Source organism: Thiomicrospira sp. WB1, assembly GCF_001507535.1.
Taxonomy (GTDB): domain Bacteria; phylum Pseudomonadota; class Gammaproteobacteria; order Thiomicrospirales; family Thiomicrospiraceae; genus Hydrogenovibrio.
In genome coordinates this window covers 57,281-75,151 of record NZ_LQBN01000002.1, presented here as the reverse complement: position 1 = coordinate 75,151, position 17,871 = coordinate 57,281, and the positions used below count along the sequence as shown (strand labels likewise).

At 55.3% G+C, this 17,871-nt stretch carries 15 protein-coding genes; 10 read left to right on the top strand and 5 right to left on the bottom strand.

Going from position 1 to position 17,871, the window contains the following annotated elements; genetic code table 11:
* Positions 1-16: 16 nt before the first annotated feature.
* The 3 genes from AVO41_RS04790 to AVO41_RS04780 form a co-directional block, all read right to left on the bottom strand.
* Positions 17-526, bottom strand: coding sequence for a regulatory protein RecX (locus AVO41_RS04790; RefSeq protein ID WP_068583545.1), 510 nt, complete (start codon positions 524-526; stop codon positions 17-19).
* Positions 527-1,555, bottom strand: coding sequence for a recombinase RecA (gene recA / locus AVO41_RS04785; RefSeq protein WP_068583542.1), 1,029 nt, complete (start codon positions 1,553-1,555; stop codon positions 527-529). It lies immediately after the preceding gene.
* Between the two features lie 143 nt (positions 1,556-1,698).
* Positions 1,699-2,199: a CinA family protein gene (locus tag AVO41_RS04780; RefSeq protein ID WP_068583539.1), complete on the bottom strand. Its 501-nt coding sequence runs from the start codon at positions 2,197-2,199 to the stop codon at positions 1,699-1,701.
* 383 nt (positions 2,200-2,582) lie between these two features.
* Between AVO41_RS04780 and AVO41_RS04775 the strand changes: the two genes are divergently transcribed.
* The 5 genes from AVO41_RS04775 (at position 2,583) to gshB (ending at position 12,060) form a co-directional block, all read left to right on the top strand.
* Positions 2,583-6,251 (top strand): response regulator, encoded by a 3,669-nt coding sequence (locus tag AVO41_RS04775; protein ID WP_068583535.1) that lies wholly within the window; start codon positions 2,583-2,585, stop codon positions 6,249-6,251.
* 59 nt (positions 6,252-6,310) lie between these two features.
* On the top strand, positions 6,311-8,944 hold the full coding sequence (mutS, locus tag AVO41_RS04770; RefSeq protein ID WP_068583532.1) for a DNA mismatch repair protein MutS: 2,634 nt from the start codon (positions 6,311-6,313) through the stop codon (positions 8,942-8,944).
* On the top strand, positions 8,944-9,804 hold the full coding sequence (locus AVO41_RS04765) for a DUF5718 family protein (protein WP_068583529.1): 861 nt from the start codon (positions 8,944-8,946) through the stop codon (positions 9,802-9,804). Before mutS ends, AVO41_RS04765 begins: the two co-directional genes overlap by 1 nt.
* A 301-nt stretch (positions 9,805-10,105) precedes the next feature.
* Positions 10,106-10,879 carry a transporter gene (locus tag AVO41_RS04760; RefSeq protein WP_068583526.1) on the top strand — a complete coding sequence of 258 codons (774 nt, stop codon included), beginning with the start codon at positions 10,106-10,108 and terminating at the stop codon, positions 10,877-10,879.
* Between the two features lie 125 nt (positions 10,880-11,004).
* The gene (gene gshB, locus AVO41_RS04755; protein WP_235584673.1) at positions 11,005-12,060 is read left to right on the top strand and encodes a glutathione synthase; all 1,056 of its coding nucleotides are present in this window, start codon (positions 11,005-11,007) and stop codon (positions 12,058-12,060) included.
* Between the two features lie 54 nt (positions 12,061-12,114).
* Here gshB and AVO41_RS04750 read toward each other — a convergent pair whose 3' ends face one another.
* Together AVO41_RS04750 and AVO41_RS04745 are read right to left on the bottom strand one after the other, a co-directional pair.
* A complete protein-coding gene (locus AVO41_RS04750) occupies positions 12,115-12,495 on the bottom strand; it encodes a diacylglycerol kinase (RefSeq protein WP_068584756.1) in 381 nt (126 codons plus the stop codon).
* A 37-nt stretch (positions 12,496-12,532) separates the two neighbouring features.
* Positions 12,533-13,447 (bottom strand): UDP-2,3-diacylglucosamine diphosphatase, encoded by a 915-nt coding sequence (locus AVO41_RS04745; protein ID WP_235584672.1) that lies wholly within the window; start codon positions 13,445-13,447, stop codon positions 12,533-12,535.
* Positions 13,448-13,667: 220 nt separating this feature from the next.
* On the opposite strand from AVO41_RS04745, the gene AVO41_RS04740 reads away from it, so the two are divergent.
* The 5 genes from AVO41_RS04740 (at position 13,668) to AVO41_RS04720 (ending at position 17,858) form a co-directional block, all read left to right on the top strand.
* Positions 13,668-14,699 (top strand): glycosyltransferase family 1 protein, encoded by a 1,032-nt coding sequence (locus AVO41_RS04740; RefSeq protein ID WP_235584671.1) that lies wholly within the window; start codon positions 13,668-13,670, stop codon positions 14,697-14,699.
* A 51-nt stretch (positions 14,700-14,750) separates the two neighbouring features.
* Positions 14,751-15,080: a hypothetical protein gene (locus tag AVO41_RS04735; protein ID WP_068583520.1), complete on the top strand. Its 330-nt coding sequence runs from the start codon at positions 14,751-14,753 to the stop codon at positions 15,078-15,080.
* A 91-nt stretch (positions 15,081-15,171) separates the two neighbouring features.
* Positions 15,172-16,311 (top strand): glycosyltransferase family 1 protein, encoded by a 1,140-nt coding sequence (locus tag AVO41_RS04730; protein WP_068583517.1) that lies wholly within the window; start codon positions 15,172-15,174, stop codon positions 16,309-16,311.
* Between the two features lie 12 nt (positions 16,312-16,323).
* On the top strand, positions 16,324-17,238 hold the full coding sequence (locus AVO41_RS04725) for a DMT family transporter (protein ID WP_068583514.1): 915 nt from the start codon (positions 16,324-16,326) through the stop codon (positions 17,236-17,238).
* 8 nt (positions 17,239-17,246) lie between these two features.
* Positions 17,247-17,858, top strand: a complete 612-nt coding sequence (locus tag AVO41_RS04720) for a DUF4136 domain-containing protein (protein WP_068583511.1) — start codon at positions 17,247-17,249, stop codon at positions 17,856-17,858.
* The last annotated feature ends 13 nt before the right edge of the window (positions 17,859-17,871 follow it).

Sequence of the window (17,871 nt, the reverse complement as noted above, 5' to 3'; positions counted from 1 at the left end):
CTAAAATCGTCAAAATTTAAAATTCACTGTTGAGGGCCCGACGGATCTGGTCGCCGTCAAAACCGCGAGAATGCAGAAAACGCTGGGCTCGCTGCTGCTGTTTTCGGTCACCTTTCGCCTGATCAAGCCAGTCGGCACCGTATTTTTTGGCCAGGGCTTCCTGAGCCAGGCTGACCCAAACCTCGGTCTCATACGCCAGATGCGCGTCAATCAACACATCCTGTTCACAGCGCTGGCGCAACCAGTGGCGGATTTTAAAGGGGCCTTGCCGACGTTGCATTTGCTCTCGCACCGCCGCTTCCACAAAGCGCGCCTCGTCCAGCCAGCCCTGTGCTTGGCAATGATCGAGCACACTTTCTACCAGGCCTGGTTGATCTTGCAGAGCCGGAAGCTTCTGCATTAACTTAAAGGCAAGTTCGCGCCGCCCGTGTTCCCGGCGTGCCAGAAGCTGCACAGCCTTTTCCTGGGTTTCGGCACGCAATGCTTCTTGTTCGAGCGGCGTCTCTAACGATTCGTTGCGTTGCAATCAGCTCTCCGCGGCCGCATCCCCTTTGTCTTTATTCGACTGGGGCAGCAGCTTTTCCAACAACTGGGCCTGCAAAGTCTCGTACGTCTCGGGATTGTCTTTCAAAAACTGACGCACATTATCCTTGCCTTGGCCAATTTTTTCGCCATTGTAGGAATACCAGGCACCGGCTTTGTCGATCAGCTTTTCCTTGACGCCCAAATCAATCACCTCGCCTTCCCGAGAAATGCCCTGGCCATAAAGAATGTCAAACTCGACCTGTTTAAACGGGGGCGACACCTTGTTTTTGACCACTTTGACCCGGGTTTCGTTGCCGAGAATCTCTTCGCCTTTTTTGATCGCCCCGATGCGACGAATATCCAAACGCACCGACGAATAAAATTTCAGCGCATTCCCGCCGGTAGTGGTTTCCGGGTTGCCGAACATCACCCCGATCTTCATCCGAATCTGGTTGATAAAAATCACCAACGTATTGGTGCGTTTGATGTTCGCCGTCAGTTTACGCAGCGCCTGGGACATCAGACGTGCCTGAAGCCCCATGTGAGAATCCCCCATATCGCCTTCGATTTCGGCTTTGGGTGTCAGGGCAGCCACCGAATCCACCACCACAATATCGACCGCGCCGGAGCGCACCAATGAATCAGCAATTTCCAATGCCTGCTCACCGGTATCCGGCTGTGAAACCAGCAGGTTGTCGACGTCAACCCCCAGCTTTTCCGCATAAATTGGATCCAGTGCGTGCTCGGCGTCCACAAACGCGGCGGTACCCCCCTGCTTTTGCATTTCTGCAATCGCATGCAATGTCAGCGTGGTTTTCCCGGAAGATTCCGGGCCATAAATTTCCACAACACGCCCTCGTGGCAGACCGCCGATGCCCAACGCAATGTCCAGACCGATGGAGCCGGTCGACACCGATGCGATGTCACGCGCCACACCGGCATCGCCCATGCGCATGATCGAGCCTTTGCCGAATTGTTTTTCAATCTGACCCAGGGCCGCATCCAGAGCTTTGCGTTTGTTTTCATCCATGCTTGTCCACCATTGATCCTGTTGTCTGCTGGCTGGCGTCAAAAGCGACTGAAGCCGCTTTGCCCCATTGGCCAGGCAATAAAAATTCCGGGCGGCAATTATCCCATAATTACGCCAATTTAAAAGTCTTTTTCTGTGAGAAATCAGCGTGCAGCAAGCAGATCCAGCACCCCTTCGAGCGAGGCTTCAACGCAGGCCTGGCGCACCGCATCGCGATCCCCGTCAAACTGATAACGTCTGGCCAGCACCTCATCATGCCCCTGAACCGCCCAAGCGATCCAAACCGTGCCCACCGGCTTATCCGGCGTCCCGCCAGTGGGCCCGGCAATACCGCTGCACGCCACACTGACTTTGGCATGCGATTGCTGCAGAGCGCCAATCACCATTTCCTCGACGCACTCTTTGGAAACCGCCCCTTTTTTTTGAATGGTGGTTTCCCGAACACCGAGCATTTCACGCTTGGATTCATAGCTGTATGTAATGTAGGCACGATCAAACCAGGAACGGCTGCCTGAAACTCGGGTCAAACACTCAGCAATCAACCCACCGGTACACGACTCAGCCGTGACAATCATTTTTTCGTCTGCCACCAGGGCCGCCCCGACTTTTGCCACCAGGGCGTTCAATTCCGAAGGACTGCGCATGCCTACTCCTTTTACTGAACGGCCACACTTGACTCTCAGCGCGGCCCCACAATCGACTGATTCGTTTATTTAAGAGGTTAAGGATAACGTTTTTTGCATCATTTTGACAGCCGGACGCGTCCGAGCCTTCGCCTTCTTCACCCAATGATTTGAATACCTACGCATCTATGATTCAAGCACGTCAGATAGACTTATGCAGAAACTGCGTTTAAGATTGAATAAGACTAAACAACATCAGAAAAGACGTTGCACAGGACCCGCGAAGAAAGGCCTTTCTTTCCACCAGAACCAAAGACATGCATCACAGGTTCTAGCGAACCCTTGTCGGGCCGGATAAGCGAGCGAGCGTCCAAAAAGACACAACACCCATAGGCATCCTTTGCATGGCCAAAAAACAACTCACACTCACTCAGCGACTGATTCTCTACACTCAGGCCACCTTCGTCGGTCTGGCCCTGCTGTTCAGTCTGGCCATGGGGTATCTGGTTTACAGCGACTCCAAAAATAGCTTGTTAACAGAGCAGACCCTTCTAAACCAACAACTGGCCGAACGCATTGACAAAGAACTCGCCACCCGGCGTGACACCCTGATGGCGTTTGCACCGAAACTGACTGATGGCTCGGCGCTGAAACCGCCCGAAGCGATTCAGGCGTTACTGGACAACCGTGTCAAACTGCATGACTATTTCAATGCCGGCCTGGTCGTTGCCGACCCGCAAGGCAACCTCCTGTTTGACTCGCCCAGTGTTCCCGGTCGCGTCGGCCTTAATATCAGTGACCGTAAACACTTTAAAGCCCTGAACGGCCGAAAAACACCTTACATCACCGCCCCGCTCATCGGTCGGGCGGTCAAAGTGCCTGTCTTTCAAATTTACGCGCCCATTCTGGGCGATCGTGACCAGTTACTGGGCTATGTGTTTGGTGTGACCAAACTGGCAGATGACAACTTTCTACTGAACCTGTCACAGGAATTGTTAGGCAAAAACAAACACTTCTACGTCCTGGACCTGGAAAACGATTTAATCGTGACCACCTCACGCCCCGACATGACACTCGTCAACCTGAAAAGATTGAAAGATAGCCAGGCCCTGTCCCTGCTGAAACAGGGCCAGCTCACTGGCATCGCAAAAAGCCAATTCGGCGGCAAAATTTTCTACACCACCCACAAATTAAAATTCAACGACTGGCTGGTGGTGCACACCATCGCCGAGGACGAAATTTTTGTGCCCGTCTGGGCCTTGCTGATCAAGCTAGGCGCACTGGCATTGCTGCTCCTGCTCCTGGCCACGGGCATCACCACGCTTTTCATCCGACGAATTTTGCACCCGTTGCAGGACTCGGCGGATCAGGTCGATGCCATGATCGAGGGCCGTCTTGAATCGCACCAACTGGACATCCCGCGCATGGACGAGCTGGGACGATTGCTCAGTGCGCTCAACCGACTGCTGAGCAAGCAACAAGGGCATATGAGCGATTTGCGTGCGGCCAAACGCGCCTCGGATGAAGCCAGTCTGGCAAAATCTCAGTTTCTGGCAAACATGAGTCACGAAATTCGCACGCCGCTCAACGCCGTCATCGGACTGGCCGACCTCCTCAGCCAGGATCCATCACTCTCCAGCCGGGCCAGTCGCCGCGTTGAGCAGATCCACAGCTCCGGCAAGCTATTACTGGGCATCATCAACGATGTCCTTGATTACTCCAAAATCGAAAGCGGTCGGCTGGAACTGGAAACCGAGCCGTTCAACCTCAACACCGTTTTGGAACAGCTGTCTATTTTGTTCTCCGACCTGGCCAATCACAAACAGATCGAACTGTTGTTCCACCTTCGCCCCGACGTGCCCACAGCACTCAAAGGCGACAGCCTGCGTCTGACCCAGATACTGACCAACCTAGTCAATAATGCGATCAAATTCACCGAAAAAGGCGAGATCGAGGTTTGCATCCGCCTGATCGATCAAACCACCGACACGGCCACCGTACGATTTGCCGTGCGCGACACGGGCATTGGCATGAGCGCGGCGCAACAACAGCGCCTGTTTCATGCCTTCATGCAGGCCGATAACTCCACCACGCGCAAACACGGCGGGACAGGCTTGGGCTTGGTAATCAGCCAACGCCTGGTGCACCTGATGGGCGGCACCGACATGACGGTCGAATCCGAACCCAACCGGGGGTCCGTGTTTTATTTCGACCTGACGCTCCCAACGAACGCTGAAAGCGCTCAACCCCAGCCGCACTTTTTGTGCGCCCCTAGCCCCTGCCGGGCGCTGGTGGTGGATGATCAGCCCACCAGTCGCACCATTTTGCGAGAAATCCTCGAATCCTGGCAATTTGAAGTGGAAGAAGCGGAAAACGGTCAACAGGCACTGGAAAAAGTTCAATCTCACCTGGAAGACGATCGTTTTTACAAAACCATTCTGATGGATTGGGAAATGCCGGTTCTCAACGGCTTATCGGCCTTGCGCCAGATCCAATCGCTGTATAAGGACTACGGTCACGATGCAGACCTGCCGGCCTTGCTGATGGTCAGCGCCCATGATCAGGCAGAAATTAACATGGGACGAGACGACACCTTCACTTTTTTACACAAACCGTTTAACCCATCGCAACTGTTTAATGCCATCAATGCAAGCCACCGACTGGATCAACTGGGCATCCACCAGGACAACCAGACCATCCAGTTTGAAAACCAGCCCATACTGGTCGTGGAAGACAACGCCATCAATCGCGAAGTCATTGGCGAAATGCTCAAACAGTTCAACTTGAATCCGCATTTTGCTGAAAACGGCCAGGCCGGTGTGGACGCGGTCAAAGCCACATCCTACGACCTGGTGCTGATGGACATCCAAATGCCGGTCATGGACGGGTACAAAGCCACCGAAATCATTCGCCGCTTCGATGCGGACCTGCCCATCATCGCCTTAACGGCGGCAGCCATGATCGAGGACAAGCAAAGAGCCCTGGATGCGGGCATGAACGCGCACTTAGCCAAGCCGATTGAACTCAAAGCCTTGCAGAATCAGCTGATGCAACACTTGTCGTGGCACCCGGTAACGCCCACAACAAACCCCCATTCAGGGGACGCCTCGCCAGCGATTGAAGTAGCCAATCAGAGTCCGCCTCCTGACAAAACCCAGGACGTTTTACAACAGGAGAAACCGGTCATTCTGATCGTGGACGATGAACCCGCCAATGCCCGCATCCTGGCCAACGGACTCAAAAACGACTACAAACTCCTGATCGCCAACAGTGGCGAAAAAGCGCTGGCTCGGGCCGCAAAACACCCCAAGCCTGACCTGATTCTGCTCGACATTGTCATGCCGGGCATGGATGGCTACGACGCCTGTAAGGCTTTGAAAAACGACCCTCAAACTCAGGACATACCGGTGATATTCGTCAGCGCCCTCGATCAGGCTGAAGACGAAGAAAAAGGGCTCGACCTGGGGGCCGTGGACTTCATTGCCAAACCCTTTCATCTGCCGATTGTGCGCTCCCGTGTCCGCAACCACATTTCATTGAAACTCAAAGCCGATCTGCTCGATCACCTGTCACACATGGACGGCCTGACGCACATTGCCAACCGTCGACAGTTTGATGAACAACTGGAAACCGAAAGCCACCGCCTGGCTCGAAACCGCAAACCGCTGGGACTGATCATGATCGACATTGACTTCTTCAAAGCCTTCAATGATCACTACGGTCATGGCCAGGGCGATGTCTGTCTGCAAAAAGTCGCGCATGCCTTGAACGAACACATCCAGCGCCCGACCGATTTGCTGGCACGCTATGGGGGTGAAGAATTTGTGGTCATGCTGCCTGAAACCGACGCGGCCGGGGTTGAGTCTGTGGCCCAGACCCTGCGCCAAGCCATTGCCGACCTTGAAGTGCCGCATGCCTTTTCTTCGGCGGCCGATCATGTGACCATCAGCGTTGGCGGGGCCGCCCATCGCATTGACCGGCCCGAACAGGCCGCTGCCTTGCTGACTCAGGCCGATAAAGCACTTTATCAGGCCAAAAAACAGGGACGTAACCGGGTCATCATCCAGTCATAGCCGCCGCACAAATTTGCTAGAATACGCCATTCTTTTCAACGCACAGAATGCTCTGAACTATGGCAAAACCGACCGCATCGTCCACGTCGTCCTCGCACACGCCCATGATGGCGCAATACCTCAAGGTCAAGGCCGACTACCCGGATCAGTTGCTGTTCTATCGCATGGGCGACTTTTACGAGCTGTTTTACGACGATGCCAAACGCGCCGCCGAACTGCTCGACATCACCTTGACAGCACGCGGCAAATCAGCGGGCGAACCCATTCCCATGGCGGGCATTCCCCATCACTCCTCCGAAGGCTATCTGGCGCGTCTGGTCAAGCTGGGCGAATCGGTGGCCATCTGCGAACAGACCGGCGATCCGGCCACGTCCAAAGGCCCGGTGGAACGCAAGGTCGTGCGCGTGATCACCCCCGGCACACTGGTCGAAGACGCCCTGCTGGAAGAGCGCCAGGACAATCTGCTCGCCGCGCTGCATTTTGGCTCACCCGCCGATGAACAAACCGGCCTTGCATTTCTGGACGTGGCCAGCGGCCGCTTTGAAACCACACAACTGAAGGACCTGGCGCAACTGCTCAGCGAAATGGAGCGGTTGCAGCCCGCCGAGGTGCTGGTGGCCAAACCCGACGTTGAGCGCCTGCCCGAGACACTGCAAAACTTACCAGGCCTGGTTAAAATGGATCCTTGGCACTTTGATGCCGAAAGCGGACGCGATCAGTTGCTGGCCCTATTCAAAACCCAGGATCTGAAAGCATTCGGATGCGACGATCAACCGTTATCACTGGGCGCGTGCGGCGCCATCCTGCATTACGCCCAGAGCATGCTGCAGACCTCGCTGTCGCACATTGGCGGCCTGCAAAGCTACCAGATCGACCAAACCCTTGTACTGGATGCGGTCAGCCGCCGCAACCTGGAACTGGACACCAATCTGCAGGGCGGGCGGGAACACACCCTGCTTTCGATCATGGATCACACCGCCACCGCCATGGGGTCCAGACTGTTACGGCGCTGGCTCAATCAGCCCCTACGCACTCAAACCATTGTCCAGCATCGACTGGATGCGATTGACTGGCTGCAAACCCGACAGGCCACGGAACCATTAAAAGCCAGCCTCAAACCCATCGGGGATCTGGAACGCATCCTCAGCCGCGTGTCACTTTATTCGGCCCGACCACGCGACCTGCTGCAACTGGGACGCAGCCTGACCCAGCTGGAGACCATCCGTGACCTGATCCAACCGCTTGAAGGCGACAAATGGCAAAACCTCAAACCGGCGCTGCAGCCCTGGCCGGAACTGGCCGCCCAGCTCGACGCCGCACTGGTAGACAACCCGCCCATGCTCGCGCGCGATGGCGGCGTCTTTGCCGAGGGGTACGACGCCGAACTGGACGAGCTGCGCAACCTGCAAAACGAGGCCGGGGATTTCCTGCTGAATCTGGAAGCTCAGGAGCGTGAGAAAACCGGCATCACCACACTCAAAGTCGGCTACAACAAAGTGCACGGCTACTACATCGAAGTCAGCAAGGCCCAAAGCGACAAAGTGCCGGTCGAATACGTGCGCCGCCAGACACTTAAAGCACAGGAACGCTACATCACCCCGGAATTGAAAGGGTTCGAAGACAAGGTCCTCAGCGCCAATGAAAAAGCCCTGGCCCGTGAAAAACACCTCTATCAGCAACTGCTGGAAACCCTGAATCAGCACCTGACCGATCTGCAGAAAACCGCCGCCGCGCTGGCCGAAACCGATGTGCTGGTCAATCTGGCGCAACTGGCTGAGGACCTGAACCTCTGCCGCCCCGAACTCACCGACACGCCGGGACTCGCCATCGAACAGGGACGTCACCTGACGGTGGAAACCCTGTCGGATCAACCGTTTATTCCGAATGATGCCGTCTTTAATGACGAACGACGCCTACACATGATCACCGGGCCTAACATGGGCGGGAAATCTACCTACATGCGCCAGACCGCCCTGATCGCCATCATGGCCTATATGGGCAGCTACGTGCCCGCCGCCTCGGCCAAGCTGGGGCCGATCGACCGCATTTTCACCCGCATCGGTGCCTCGGACGACCTGACCTCCGGTCGCTCCACCTTTATGGTGGAGATGACCGAAACCGCACACATTTTGCATCACGCCACCGATCAATCCCTGATTCTGGTCGATGAAATCGGCCGGGGCACCTCCACCTTTGACGGGCTGGCACTGGCCTGGGCCATTGCCGAACATCTGGCCAAAAAGGTGCAAGGCTATTGCCTGTTTGCCACGCATTACTTTGAACTGACCACGTTGGCAGAACAATTCGACAACACCGTCAACGTGCATTTGAGCGCACTGGAACATCAGGACAAAATTGTGTTCATGCACCAGGTCGAAGACGGCCCCGCCTCGCAAAGCTACGGCTTGCAGGTGGCCGCTTTGGCAGGCATACCACAACCAATCATTCTGGCGGCGAAAAAACACCTACGCAGACTGGAACAGACCGCGGTCGAAGAGACCCAAACCAATGCAACCAGCCCTCAACCGACCGACCCCAGTCAGTTCGATCTGTTTGCCGCCCCCACGATCCCGCCTGAAATGATCCAGCTGGCCGATGCCGTGCGAGACTGTGACCCCGACAGCCTGACCCCAAGACAGGCACTGGATTTACTCTATCAACTCAAGCCGCTGACCAACACAGAGGAGCTTTAATGACCCTGACTCACACCCAGTTGTACGAACTGCCCGTTTTCGGCGTGGCCGGCAATTTTGCCGATCACCTCTCTCAAGCCGGTGAGAGCGGGTTCGACACCATCACCACCGCCGATCCCAAAGCGCCCAAAGGCGTGTTCCCCATCTACCTGCCTGGTGATGATTCCTATCTGGGCACCTACCCGCTGTCGCACGATGTGATCGAAGCCGATTTTGAAGAGGAAGAATGCGGCCTGCAACTGGAAGCGGAAATCTGCGTGCTCTGCGACATGGCCTATGACGATCAGGGGGCCGTCACCCAGTGCCAACCCAGCGCTTTCAGTGTGTTCAATGACTGCACCCAGCGCCTCAACCCGGCAGCCAAACTCAGCGCCAAAAAGAACTGGGGCCCCGCCAGCACCGGCATCGCCCGTCAATGGCAGCCCATCGATGCCTTTGAAGCCGATGGCGTGCTCGACCAGTATCATCTGGCCTCCTTTCTCAAGCGCGGTGACGACATCATCCCTTATGGCGAAGACTGCCCCGTCAACGGCTACCAGTATTTTTATCAACGCCTGCAAAACTGGCTGATTCACCAATTTAACCACCAGCCTGAACAAGGACCTTTGCAAAAATTACCAGGCCTGCTTGCCGAGCAGCCAGCGCAAATCATTGTTTCACTCGGCGCGACGCGTTATACGCCCCAAGGCGAAAACACCTATCTTCAGCCGGGTGACCAGATCGCCATCTTTGCCTACCCCCCACAGAAACTCACCACGGATGACCTGATCGAACTGGTACGCCGTGAAGCCGACGAATACGATGACACCGTCATTCTGGCCCAGGACATCTGCCAGCGCAGCGACGAACAAACCCTCTAGTGTTACGACCCAACCCCGATAAAAACGACTAAGACTTCGCTTTCTCTGTGCTCATAAAAATTCGACCAAGGCATCCTATATATTGCTGGCTCTGCCTTGACCCGACCATTCCCCCAAATTTAGCTCGCTACTGACTTGTACGAAAAGGCCCTATCATCAACGGGTCAAATTCTCTCTTCCCCCCGCCTCCACTCAATGCCCGTTCAAAATAAATTTGCAAATACCGGCATGAACCATAAAATAATTAACCAAGACTAATTATTTATTTAGCCCAAAATAAAGAATGCACAGGATCATTAACATGAAACAACACATTCTATTAACCGGAATGATATTGGGTGCCCCCTCCGCCTTAGCCGATACATTACGCCCGCTGGCGGCAGACAGACCCGATGCAACCGAGTCTCCACAGACGGTGGACCCGGGGCATTTTCAACTTGAAACCAGCTTCATCTCTTATACCAAGGACGATTCGAACGCTGTCAAACAAACTCGTTTGAGTTTTTTCAACACACTCTTCAAATATGGCATCAGTCAGAACATTGATTTGCATATCGGGGTTTCGCCTTATCAGGAAGAAACAATCAAAGCTTCGGGGAATTCTCAAACAACCGCATCACACGGAGATTTTGAAATCAGAAGCAAAATCAACCTTTGGGGAAATCAAGGCGGACAGACTGCCCTAGCTTTACTGCCCTACCTAAAAATTCCAAGTGGTGACTTGAGCAATGACAAACATGAAGGCGGTCTGATCGCGACCTATGCCGGAAGCGTGCTGCAGCATGACTATGGCCTCCAGCTTCAGGTTGACAGAGCCTATAAAGTTGCGGCGTCTGAATACGACTGGGCGGGGAGTCACACATTGGTGACGGGTTATAACTTAAATACTGATATCTCAGGTTATCTGGAATATTTGGGCGAGTACACGGTTGAGGACGACTACCTGCCTTATGCGAGTCTAGGGTGGACGTGGCAAAACAGCGCCAACAGCCAATGGGACCTTGGCAGCCGCTTTGCCTTAACTGAAGAAGGGGAAGACCTCACTCTGTTTGCAGGCTGGACTCGACGCTTTTAAGAGAATCAACCAACAGCAAACAATGGTTTTCAAAAAATCATCACGCTCCATTCACGGTTTTCATTTGCAATTTTAATGAAAAGCCGCAGAATGAGCCTAGTGATCGCCCGGGCAAAAGGAGTCAGATGATGTACATGAACATAGGTTTTATTCTGGAAGACTGGGATCAGATTACACCCACCAAAAATTCCACCCTGCGCATCATCAAGGAATGCCTGCAACGCGGCCATAAGATTGCGATTCTGACCCCCAGCAACCTCACCGTGCGCAACAACGTGACCCATGGCTATGTGCGCCGCATCGAACCGATGGACAAAATCCCGGACAACATGACCCAGTTCTACAAAAAGGTCAAATTTCAACTGCAGATGATGCCGTTGCACGGGCTCGACTGCATTATGATCCGCCGCGACCCGCCGATTGACCCGATGGTGTTCAACTTTCTGGATTCGGTGAAAAATCAGGCGGTGATCGTCAACGACGTGGACGGCATTCGCAAAGCCAACAACAAGCTTTACACCACCACCTTCAACGACCCGCACAACAGCTATTTGCCGATCACGCATGTATCCAAAAACAAGGACTACATTCGTCAGATGATCGACGAAATGCCCGGCGACAAAGTCATCCTCAAGCCGCTCAATGCCTCCGGCGGGCATGGCGTAATTGTGCTGGAAAAAAACGCCCAGACCAGTATCAACTCGATTCTGGATTTTTACATCCACAGCACCGACAAAAGCTATGTGATTGTGCAGGAATACATCGAAGGCGCTGAAGAAGGCGATGTGCGCGTGCTGATGCTCAACGGCAAATTCATCGGCGCCTACAACCGCAAGCCGCCCGAAGGCGACGTGCGCGCCAACATTCAGATCGGCGGCACCGCCCACAAATACAAAATGACCGATTCACAGATGGCAATCTGCCGCAAAATCGGTCCCAAACTGGCCGCCGACGGCTTGTACTTTGTCGGTGTGGACATGATCGGCGACAAGATTCTGGAAGTGAACGTCCTCAATCCGGGTGGCATCACCAATATCAACGCCCTGAACAAATTAAAACTGCACAAACAGGTGGTTGATTTCCTGGAAGAAAAAGTCCACGAAAAAGAAGAAAAACACGCCGAACTGGAATTCCTGCTGCACCGCCTCAACGAATTCCGCCAGAACGATCATATGGGGTAAACCCGCCTGACCCAGCTTTAACCAGGCCTGGTTAAAAAGGCATCGATTACGGACTTAAAACCACTGCCAGCCGAAGCGTGAAATGAGGACGGTCAACCAGACCAGTCCCACCAGCGCCATCATGACAAACACGGCGGCCGAGCCCATGTCTTTGGCCAATTTGGCCAGTGGGTGCCATTCTTCGCCGTGACGATCCACCACCATTTCAATCGCGGTGTTGAGCAGTTCCACCACCAACAACAGCACCACGGAGCCGATCAGCAACAGGAATTCGGCGGCATTGGTCGACAACCACATGGACAAAGGCGTCAGCACTACCAGCAACCAGAGCTCCTGCCGAAAGGCGGCCTCGTTTTTGTAACAGGCCTTGATGCCGTGCCAGGAATAGCCCGCCGCTTTGATGATGCGGACAAAGCCGCGATGCCCCGGCTTCATGGCATGTGCATGCACCGAGTCGGTTTGTTTGTGCGAATCAGGTGGGGTCATGCAACGCCTCCTGATTGGCCGCAGGTGCCGCAGCCGCGCCATCCGCCGCGTTCTGCTTATTTTGCGCGTGCTGGATGTCGACCCATTTAAGCAATTTCAACTCGCCGCTGGCGGTTTCCACCATGGCGGTGCACGACTCAACCCAGTCTCCGCAATTGTAATAGTCGATCTCGTCGATCTTACGGATTTCCGGGTGGTGGATGTGCCCGCAGACCACGCCGTCATAGCCCTGCTCACGACAGTCTTTGACCACGGCTTCTTCGTAGGCGGTGATGAACGACACCGCCGATTTGACCTTTTGTTTGACGTAAGCCGACAAAGACCAGTAGCCCATGCCGAACTTCTGACGCAAACGGTTGAAATACCGGTTAAGCACCACCAGGGTTTCATAGCCCCAATCGCCCACCACCGCCAACCATTTCTGGGTCTGGATCACACTGTCGTACTTGTCACCGTGCACCACCAGCAGACGGTCGCCGTTGAGGGTTTCGTGTTCCGCTTCATCGGTGAGCTGAATGTTGCCAAAATCAATGCCGGAATAGCGGCGCAGAAAGTCATCATGGTTACCGGTGACAAACACGACCTCGGTGCCGCGTTTGGCTTTGGTCAGAATCCGACGGATCACATTGGTGTGGGTCTGAGGCCAGAAAATGCGTTTTTTCAAACGCCAGCCGTCAATAATGTCACCCACCAGGAACAGCTTGTCGCACTGGTGGTATTTCAGAAAATCTGCGAGAAACTCTGCTTTGGCGCCTTTGGAACCCAAGTGCACATCGGAAATAAAAATGCTGCGATACCAGTTGGTCTGATGATCGTTTTCGGCCACGATCAAGTCATCCGACTCGATGGAGGCCATCCAGTCGGGCATGGCATCGAGTTGCAAAACGTTCGGCTCCGTCATAGCAATTGCGTTCACTTCTGTTTGTTTTTGACGCCAGTGTATCGGCCCGACAAAACAGCACCATGACGCCTGGATGACCGTTTCATGACAGTCGATCGATCTATGTCACAAAGCTGTCAACAAAGCTGAAGCCACTTGTCATATTAGGCTGTCATACTTTTCCTCTATGACGCACCCAACTCATCGCTCGCCACGGCAACCAGCCATTCGACGCCTGACAATGGTTACCGACGCATGGTCACCACAGGTCAATGGCGTGGTCACGACCCTGACCCAACTGGTCAAACAGTTGCAGGCTCAAGGCGTGGACGTGGACGTGATTCAACCGACGGACTATCCGAGCGTGCCCCTGCCGACTTATAAGGAAATCCCCTGGGTCTGGCGGGCACCGGACCTGGCCGAACGGCTGCAGCGATTTCAGCCGGAAGCGCTGCACATTGCCACCGAAGGCGCTCTAGGGTGGAAGGCCCGCAAACTGGCCCTGAGATGGGGCTGGCCCTTTACCACGGCTTATCACACACAATATCCGCAGTATGTTCGGGCCCGGGCCCCGATTCCGGAGCGCTTGACCTATGCGTTGTTGCGACGTTTTCATCAACCCGCCACGCGAACATTCGTGCCCACCGCCTCCATGCGCCAATCCCTGACCCGGGCCGGGTTTGAAGGCTTGACCCATATGACCCGCGGCGTGGACACACAATTGTTTCATCCCGCGGCCCATCAGAGCCCGGCCTATCAGTCACCGCGCGGCCTTGAATCGCTTTACTATCTCTATGTGGGGCGTGTGGCCCCGGAAAAAAATCTGCGCGCCTTTCTGGAGCTCACCCTGCCGGGCCAAAAAGTGGTGGTCGGTGATGGCCCCGAACGCGACCGACTTGAAACCGATTTCCCAGAGGTCCTGTTTACCGGCGCCCAATCCGGCGCAACCCTGGCCGGGCTTTACGCCGGAGCTCAGGCTTTTGTCTTTCCTTCCCGCACCGACACTTTCGGGGTCGTCAATATTGAAGCCATCGCCTGCGGCACGCCCGTTGCCGCCTTTCCGGTGACCGGGCCCAAAGACATCATCACCCCACAGGTCAATGGTGTGCTTTCAGACGATTTGTACACAGCCATCATTCAGGCCCAGGACTTGAAAAGCCCGGCACTGGCCAAAACCATCCCTGAGTACACCTGGCAGGGCGCGGCCCAACAATTTTTGCGCAATCTGGCCTATATCCCTCAGCCAATGCCAAAGTGGCTGGCGCAGGATTGACACCCGAGCCCGCCTCGGGCATGATTGAGCCGAACAACACTCGAGCATGCCATGATTACGCGCAAAACGTTTCTGATCACATTATTGGGCTGGGCCTTTGGCCTACTTGGCCTCGCACTGGGCCTGACCGTTGATCCCACCTGGTTTGCCCGTGCCGGCAGCCTGATGGTGCTGATGGCGGTCATCAGCGAATACTCTCTTCTCCACGGTGAATTGGCACGACTTTATCAAAAGCTGGATCAAATCGATGCCGACGATGACATTCCCGACCTCAGCCCTTCAAAGTGGCACCGGCGCAAACTGCATCTCACCCATATCACCGTGATCCTAGGCACGCTGATCTGGGGCTTTGGCGATTTGCTGCTTCCCCCTTTGTCATAAAACCTTCAAAAAAGCCTCATCAACCGATGAGCGACACGCCTGAGCATTCACCCTAGACTGGTTGAATCCCACAGCAACCAAGGCCGACTCCATGCACCGCGTCAGTTTGTTTACCGATACCCTGGGCGACCTCAATGGGGTCTCCCGTTTTATTCAGGACATGGGCGAATTGGCGGCCAAAGACGATCAGTTGGCCCTCCAACTGAATACCAGCACGGCCAAGTCCCTGCCAACGCACCCGTGGATCACCAACCTGCCCTGGCGGTTTCGCATGCCCATGCCGTTTTATCAGGAAATGGATCTGGTCTGGCCACTGCGCCAAACCATTCGCCAACAGCTGATCGAACAGCGACCGGATTCGGTTCACATCTCCACACCCGGCCCCTTTGGCTGGGTCGCCAAACAGGAAGCGCAAAAACTGAGATTGCCCCTGCTCGGCACCTACCACACCGATTTTCCGGCTTATTTGCATGACCTGACCCGGTCCAACTGGGTCAAACGGCGCACCGATCGGGTCATGGCCGACTTCTATCGCCCTTTTCAAAGCGTCTTCTCTCGCTCTCATGCTTACGACGCGATCATGCAACAGGACATTGATCTGGCCCCCGACGTCATTCATACGCTCCCTCCCGGGACACGACTGGATCGTTTTCATCCCGGTCATCGGGACCGCAGTCTCTGGACCGAATTCGGCTTACGGCCCGATCGCCGTAAAATCCTTTATGTGGGGCGCATCAACATTGAAAAAGGCGTCCCGTTTCTGCTGGACGTCTGGCAGCGATTGCAACGAGCGCATGGGGATTTGGGCGCCGATCTGGTACTGGTCGGGGAAGGACGTTATCGCAAACAAGCGGACAAACTGCGCCCCCATCGGATTTATTTCACCGGCCCGGTGCGAGGCCGGTTGCTGTCCATGATCTATGCCAGCGCCGATTTGTTTGTGTTCCCGTCGGTGACGGACACGCTGGGACAGGTCATTATGGAGGCGCAGGCTAGCGGCCTGGGCTGTCTGGTAAGCGATCAAGGCGGTCCGCAAACGCTGGTGACCGACCACCGGACCGGGCGCATTCTGCCGGCCATGGATCATGCCGCCTGGGAGCGGGCTTTGCTGAATGCCCTTCGCGCCCCCGATCAGTGCCGGGATTGGGGGTTGGCGGCGCGTCAACCTATGCTAGACTACGACATTCGCCAGTCTTATGACGCGTTTAAACACCAGCACCTGAGCATTTAAAACGGAGGCCGTTTGTCGCAATCCAATCGACGTCAGCACCAGGGGGAAGCCTATGCCATTGCCCTGTCGGTGATTGAAGCCCACTTTCCGATTTTTGCTTTTTTTACCGTCACCGCCCTTGGGGCGCTGCACGCCTACTTCTACAGCCTGCTGATTGCCACCGTTCTGCTGGTCGGTTGGGTGAGCCTGCGCGGCAAGCTCAACGAATTGCGCCGCACCCAGGCCTGGCGGGATTTGGCCCTCACCAGTCTCTTTATCACCTCGTTGTTCAGCCTGATTTTCCTCGCACTCAACCACACCTCGCCCTCGCATGTGGCCATCATCCTGTTTTTGCAGGTACTGTTCAGCTACCTGTTTCTGGGCCGACGCCGAGGCGAGACACTTGACCCACCGCATCTGATCGGTGTAATTCTGATGACACTCGGTGCCCTGATTATTCTGTTTCCCGGCGAGCTGACACTCAATCCCGGGGATGCACTGGCTCTGCTCGCCGCGATGATTGCCCCGTTTGCCAACCTGTTCCAAAAGCGGGCGCGCAGCCATGTTTCCAGCGAAACCATTCTCATGGTGCGCAGCCTGATCGCTCTGCCGGTGTTGTATCTGCTCGCCACCCTGATTGAAACCAAGCCTGCGTGGCCCGAGATTGAAGCCCAGTGGTTGTGGCTGTTTCTGACCGGGGCTGGTGTGTTTGTGGTGTCGAAGATTTTCTGGATTGAAGCCCTGCACCGGCTGCCCATCACCAAGGTCAATGCGCTGTTTGCCTTCTCACCATTGCTGACCATGGGCCTTGCCTGGTGGTGGTTGCAGGACGCCCCGACCTGGACGCAGATACTGGGCGCGCTGCCGGTGCTGGTCGGCAGCTACTTCATTACCCAAAAAATCCAACCACCCAAAAGCATTGAGCAAGACCGTGAAAAATCTGGATAATGAAAGGTATGAATACGGTTATTGCTCCCCTCTCTCAAGTCTGGCGCCTAGGGTTGCTGGCAAGTTTACTGATTGGTCTAGCCGGTTGCAGTACGGTGGAAGTCAGTCAGGATTACGCACGTCAAACCGATTTTGACCGAATCCAGACCCTGGCCTGGTTACCGGCCGCGCAACAGACGCCACCCAAGGCGGCGGAATTTGCCCGGCAAAACCCGCTGATTGCCCAACGCATTGAACAGGCCATTGCCTCGCACCTGCAGGCACGCGGTCTCACGCTGACCGACTCGGAAAATCCACCGGATGCCTACCTCACCTATCACGCCAGCACTGAACAGGAACTGAGCGGCGGTGCCCCATTTGGCACCACCATCGGCATCGGAACGGGCACTGGTCGAACCTTCGGCAGTGTCTTCTGGCGTGCCTATCCGGATTGGGAAACCTACAACCAGAGCGTCTTGAAAATTGACCTGCTCACCCCCGATCAGCAATTGATCTGGCGAGGAATCGGTACCACCCGATTGCCTGACCACCCAACGCCGGAGACCCTGGATGAGCGGATCACAGAGATGGTGCAAACAATTCTGATGCAGTATCCGCCCAACGCGGCCAAACAACCGTAACCGAAGGACCGCC

Coding starts and splice junctions, on each gene's coding strand:
- recA (WP_068583542.1), bottom strand. CDS start 1,555: ATGGATGAAAACAAACGCAAAGCTCTGGATGCGGCCCTGGGTCAGATT.
- AVO41_RS04780 (WP_068583539.1), bottom strand. CDS start 2,199: ATGCGCAGTCCTTCGGAATTGAACGCCCTGGTGGCAAAAGTCGGGGCG.
- AVO41_RS04775 (WP_068583535.1), top strand. CDS start 2,583: ATGGCCAAAAAACAACTCACACTCACTCAGCGACTGATTCTCTACACT.
- mutS (WP_068583532.1), top strand. CDS start 6,311: ATGGCAAAACCGACCGCATCGTCCACGTCGTCCTCGCACACGCCCATG.
- AVO41_RS04765 (WP_068583529.1), top strand. CDS start 8,944: ATGACCCTGACTCACACCCAGTTGTACGAACTGCCCGTTTTCGGCGTG.
- AVO41_RS04760 (WP_068583526.1), top strand. CDS start 10,106: ATGAAACAACACATTCTATTAACCGGAATGATATTGGGTGCCCCCTCC.
- gshB (WP_235584673.1), top strand. CDS start 11,005: ATGATGTACATGAACATAGGTTTTATTCTGGAAGACTGGGATCAGATT.
- AVO41_RS04750 (WP_068584756.1), bottom strand. CDS start 12,495: ATGAAGCCGGGGCATCGCGGCTTTGTCCGCATCATCAAAGCGGCGGGC.
- AVO41_RS04745 (WP_235584672.1), bottom strand. CDS start 13,447: ATGACGGAGCCGAACGTTTTGCAACTCGATGCCATGCCCGACTGGATG.
- AVO41_RS04740 (WP_235584671.1), top strand. CDS start 13,668: ATGGTTACCGACGCATGGTCACCACAGGTCAATGGCGTGGTCACGACC.
- AVO41_RS04735 (WP_068583520.1), top strand. CDS start 14,751: ATGATTACGCGCAAAACGTTTCTGATCACATTATTGGGCTGGGCCTTT.
- AVO41_RS04730 (WP_068583517.1), top strand. CDS start 15,172: ATGCACCGCGTCAGTTTGTTTACCGATACCCTGGGCGACCTCAATGGG.
- AVO41_RS04720 (WP_068583511.1), top strand. CDS start 17,247: ATGAATACGGTTATTGCTCCCCTCTCTCAAGTCTGGCGCCTAGGGTTG.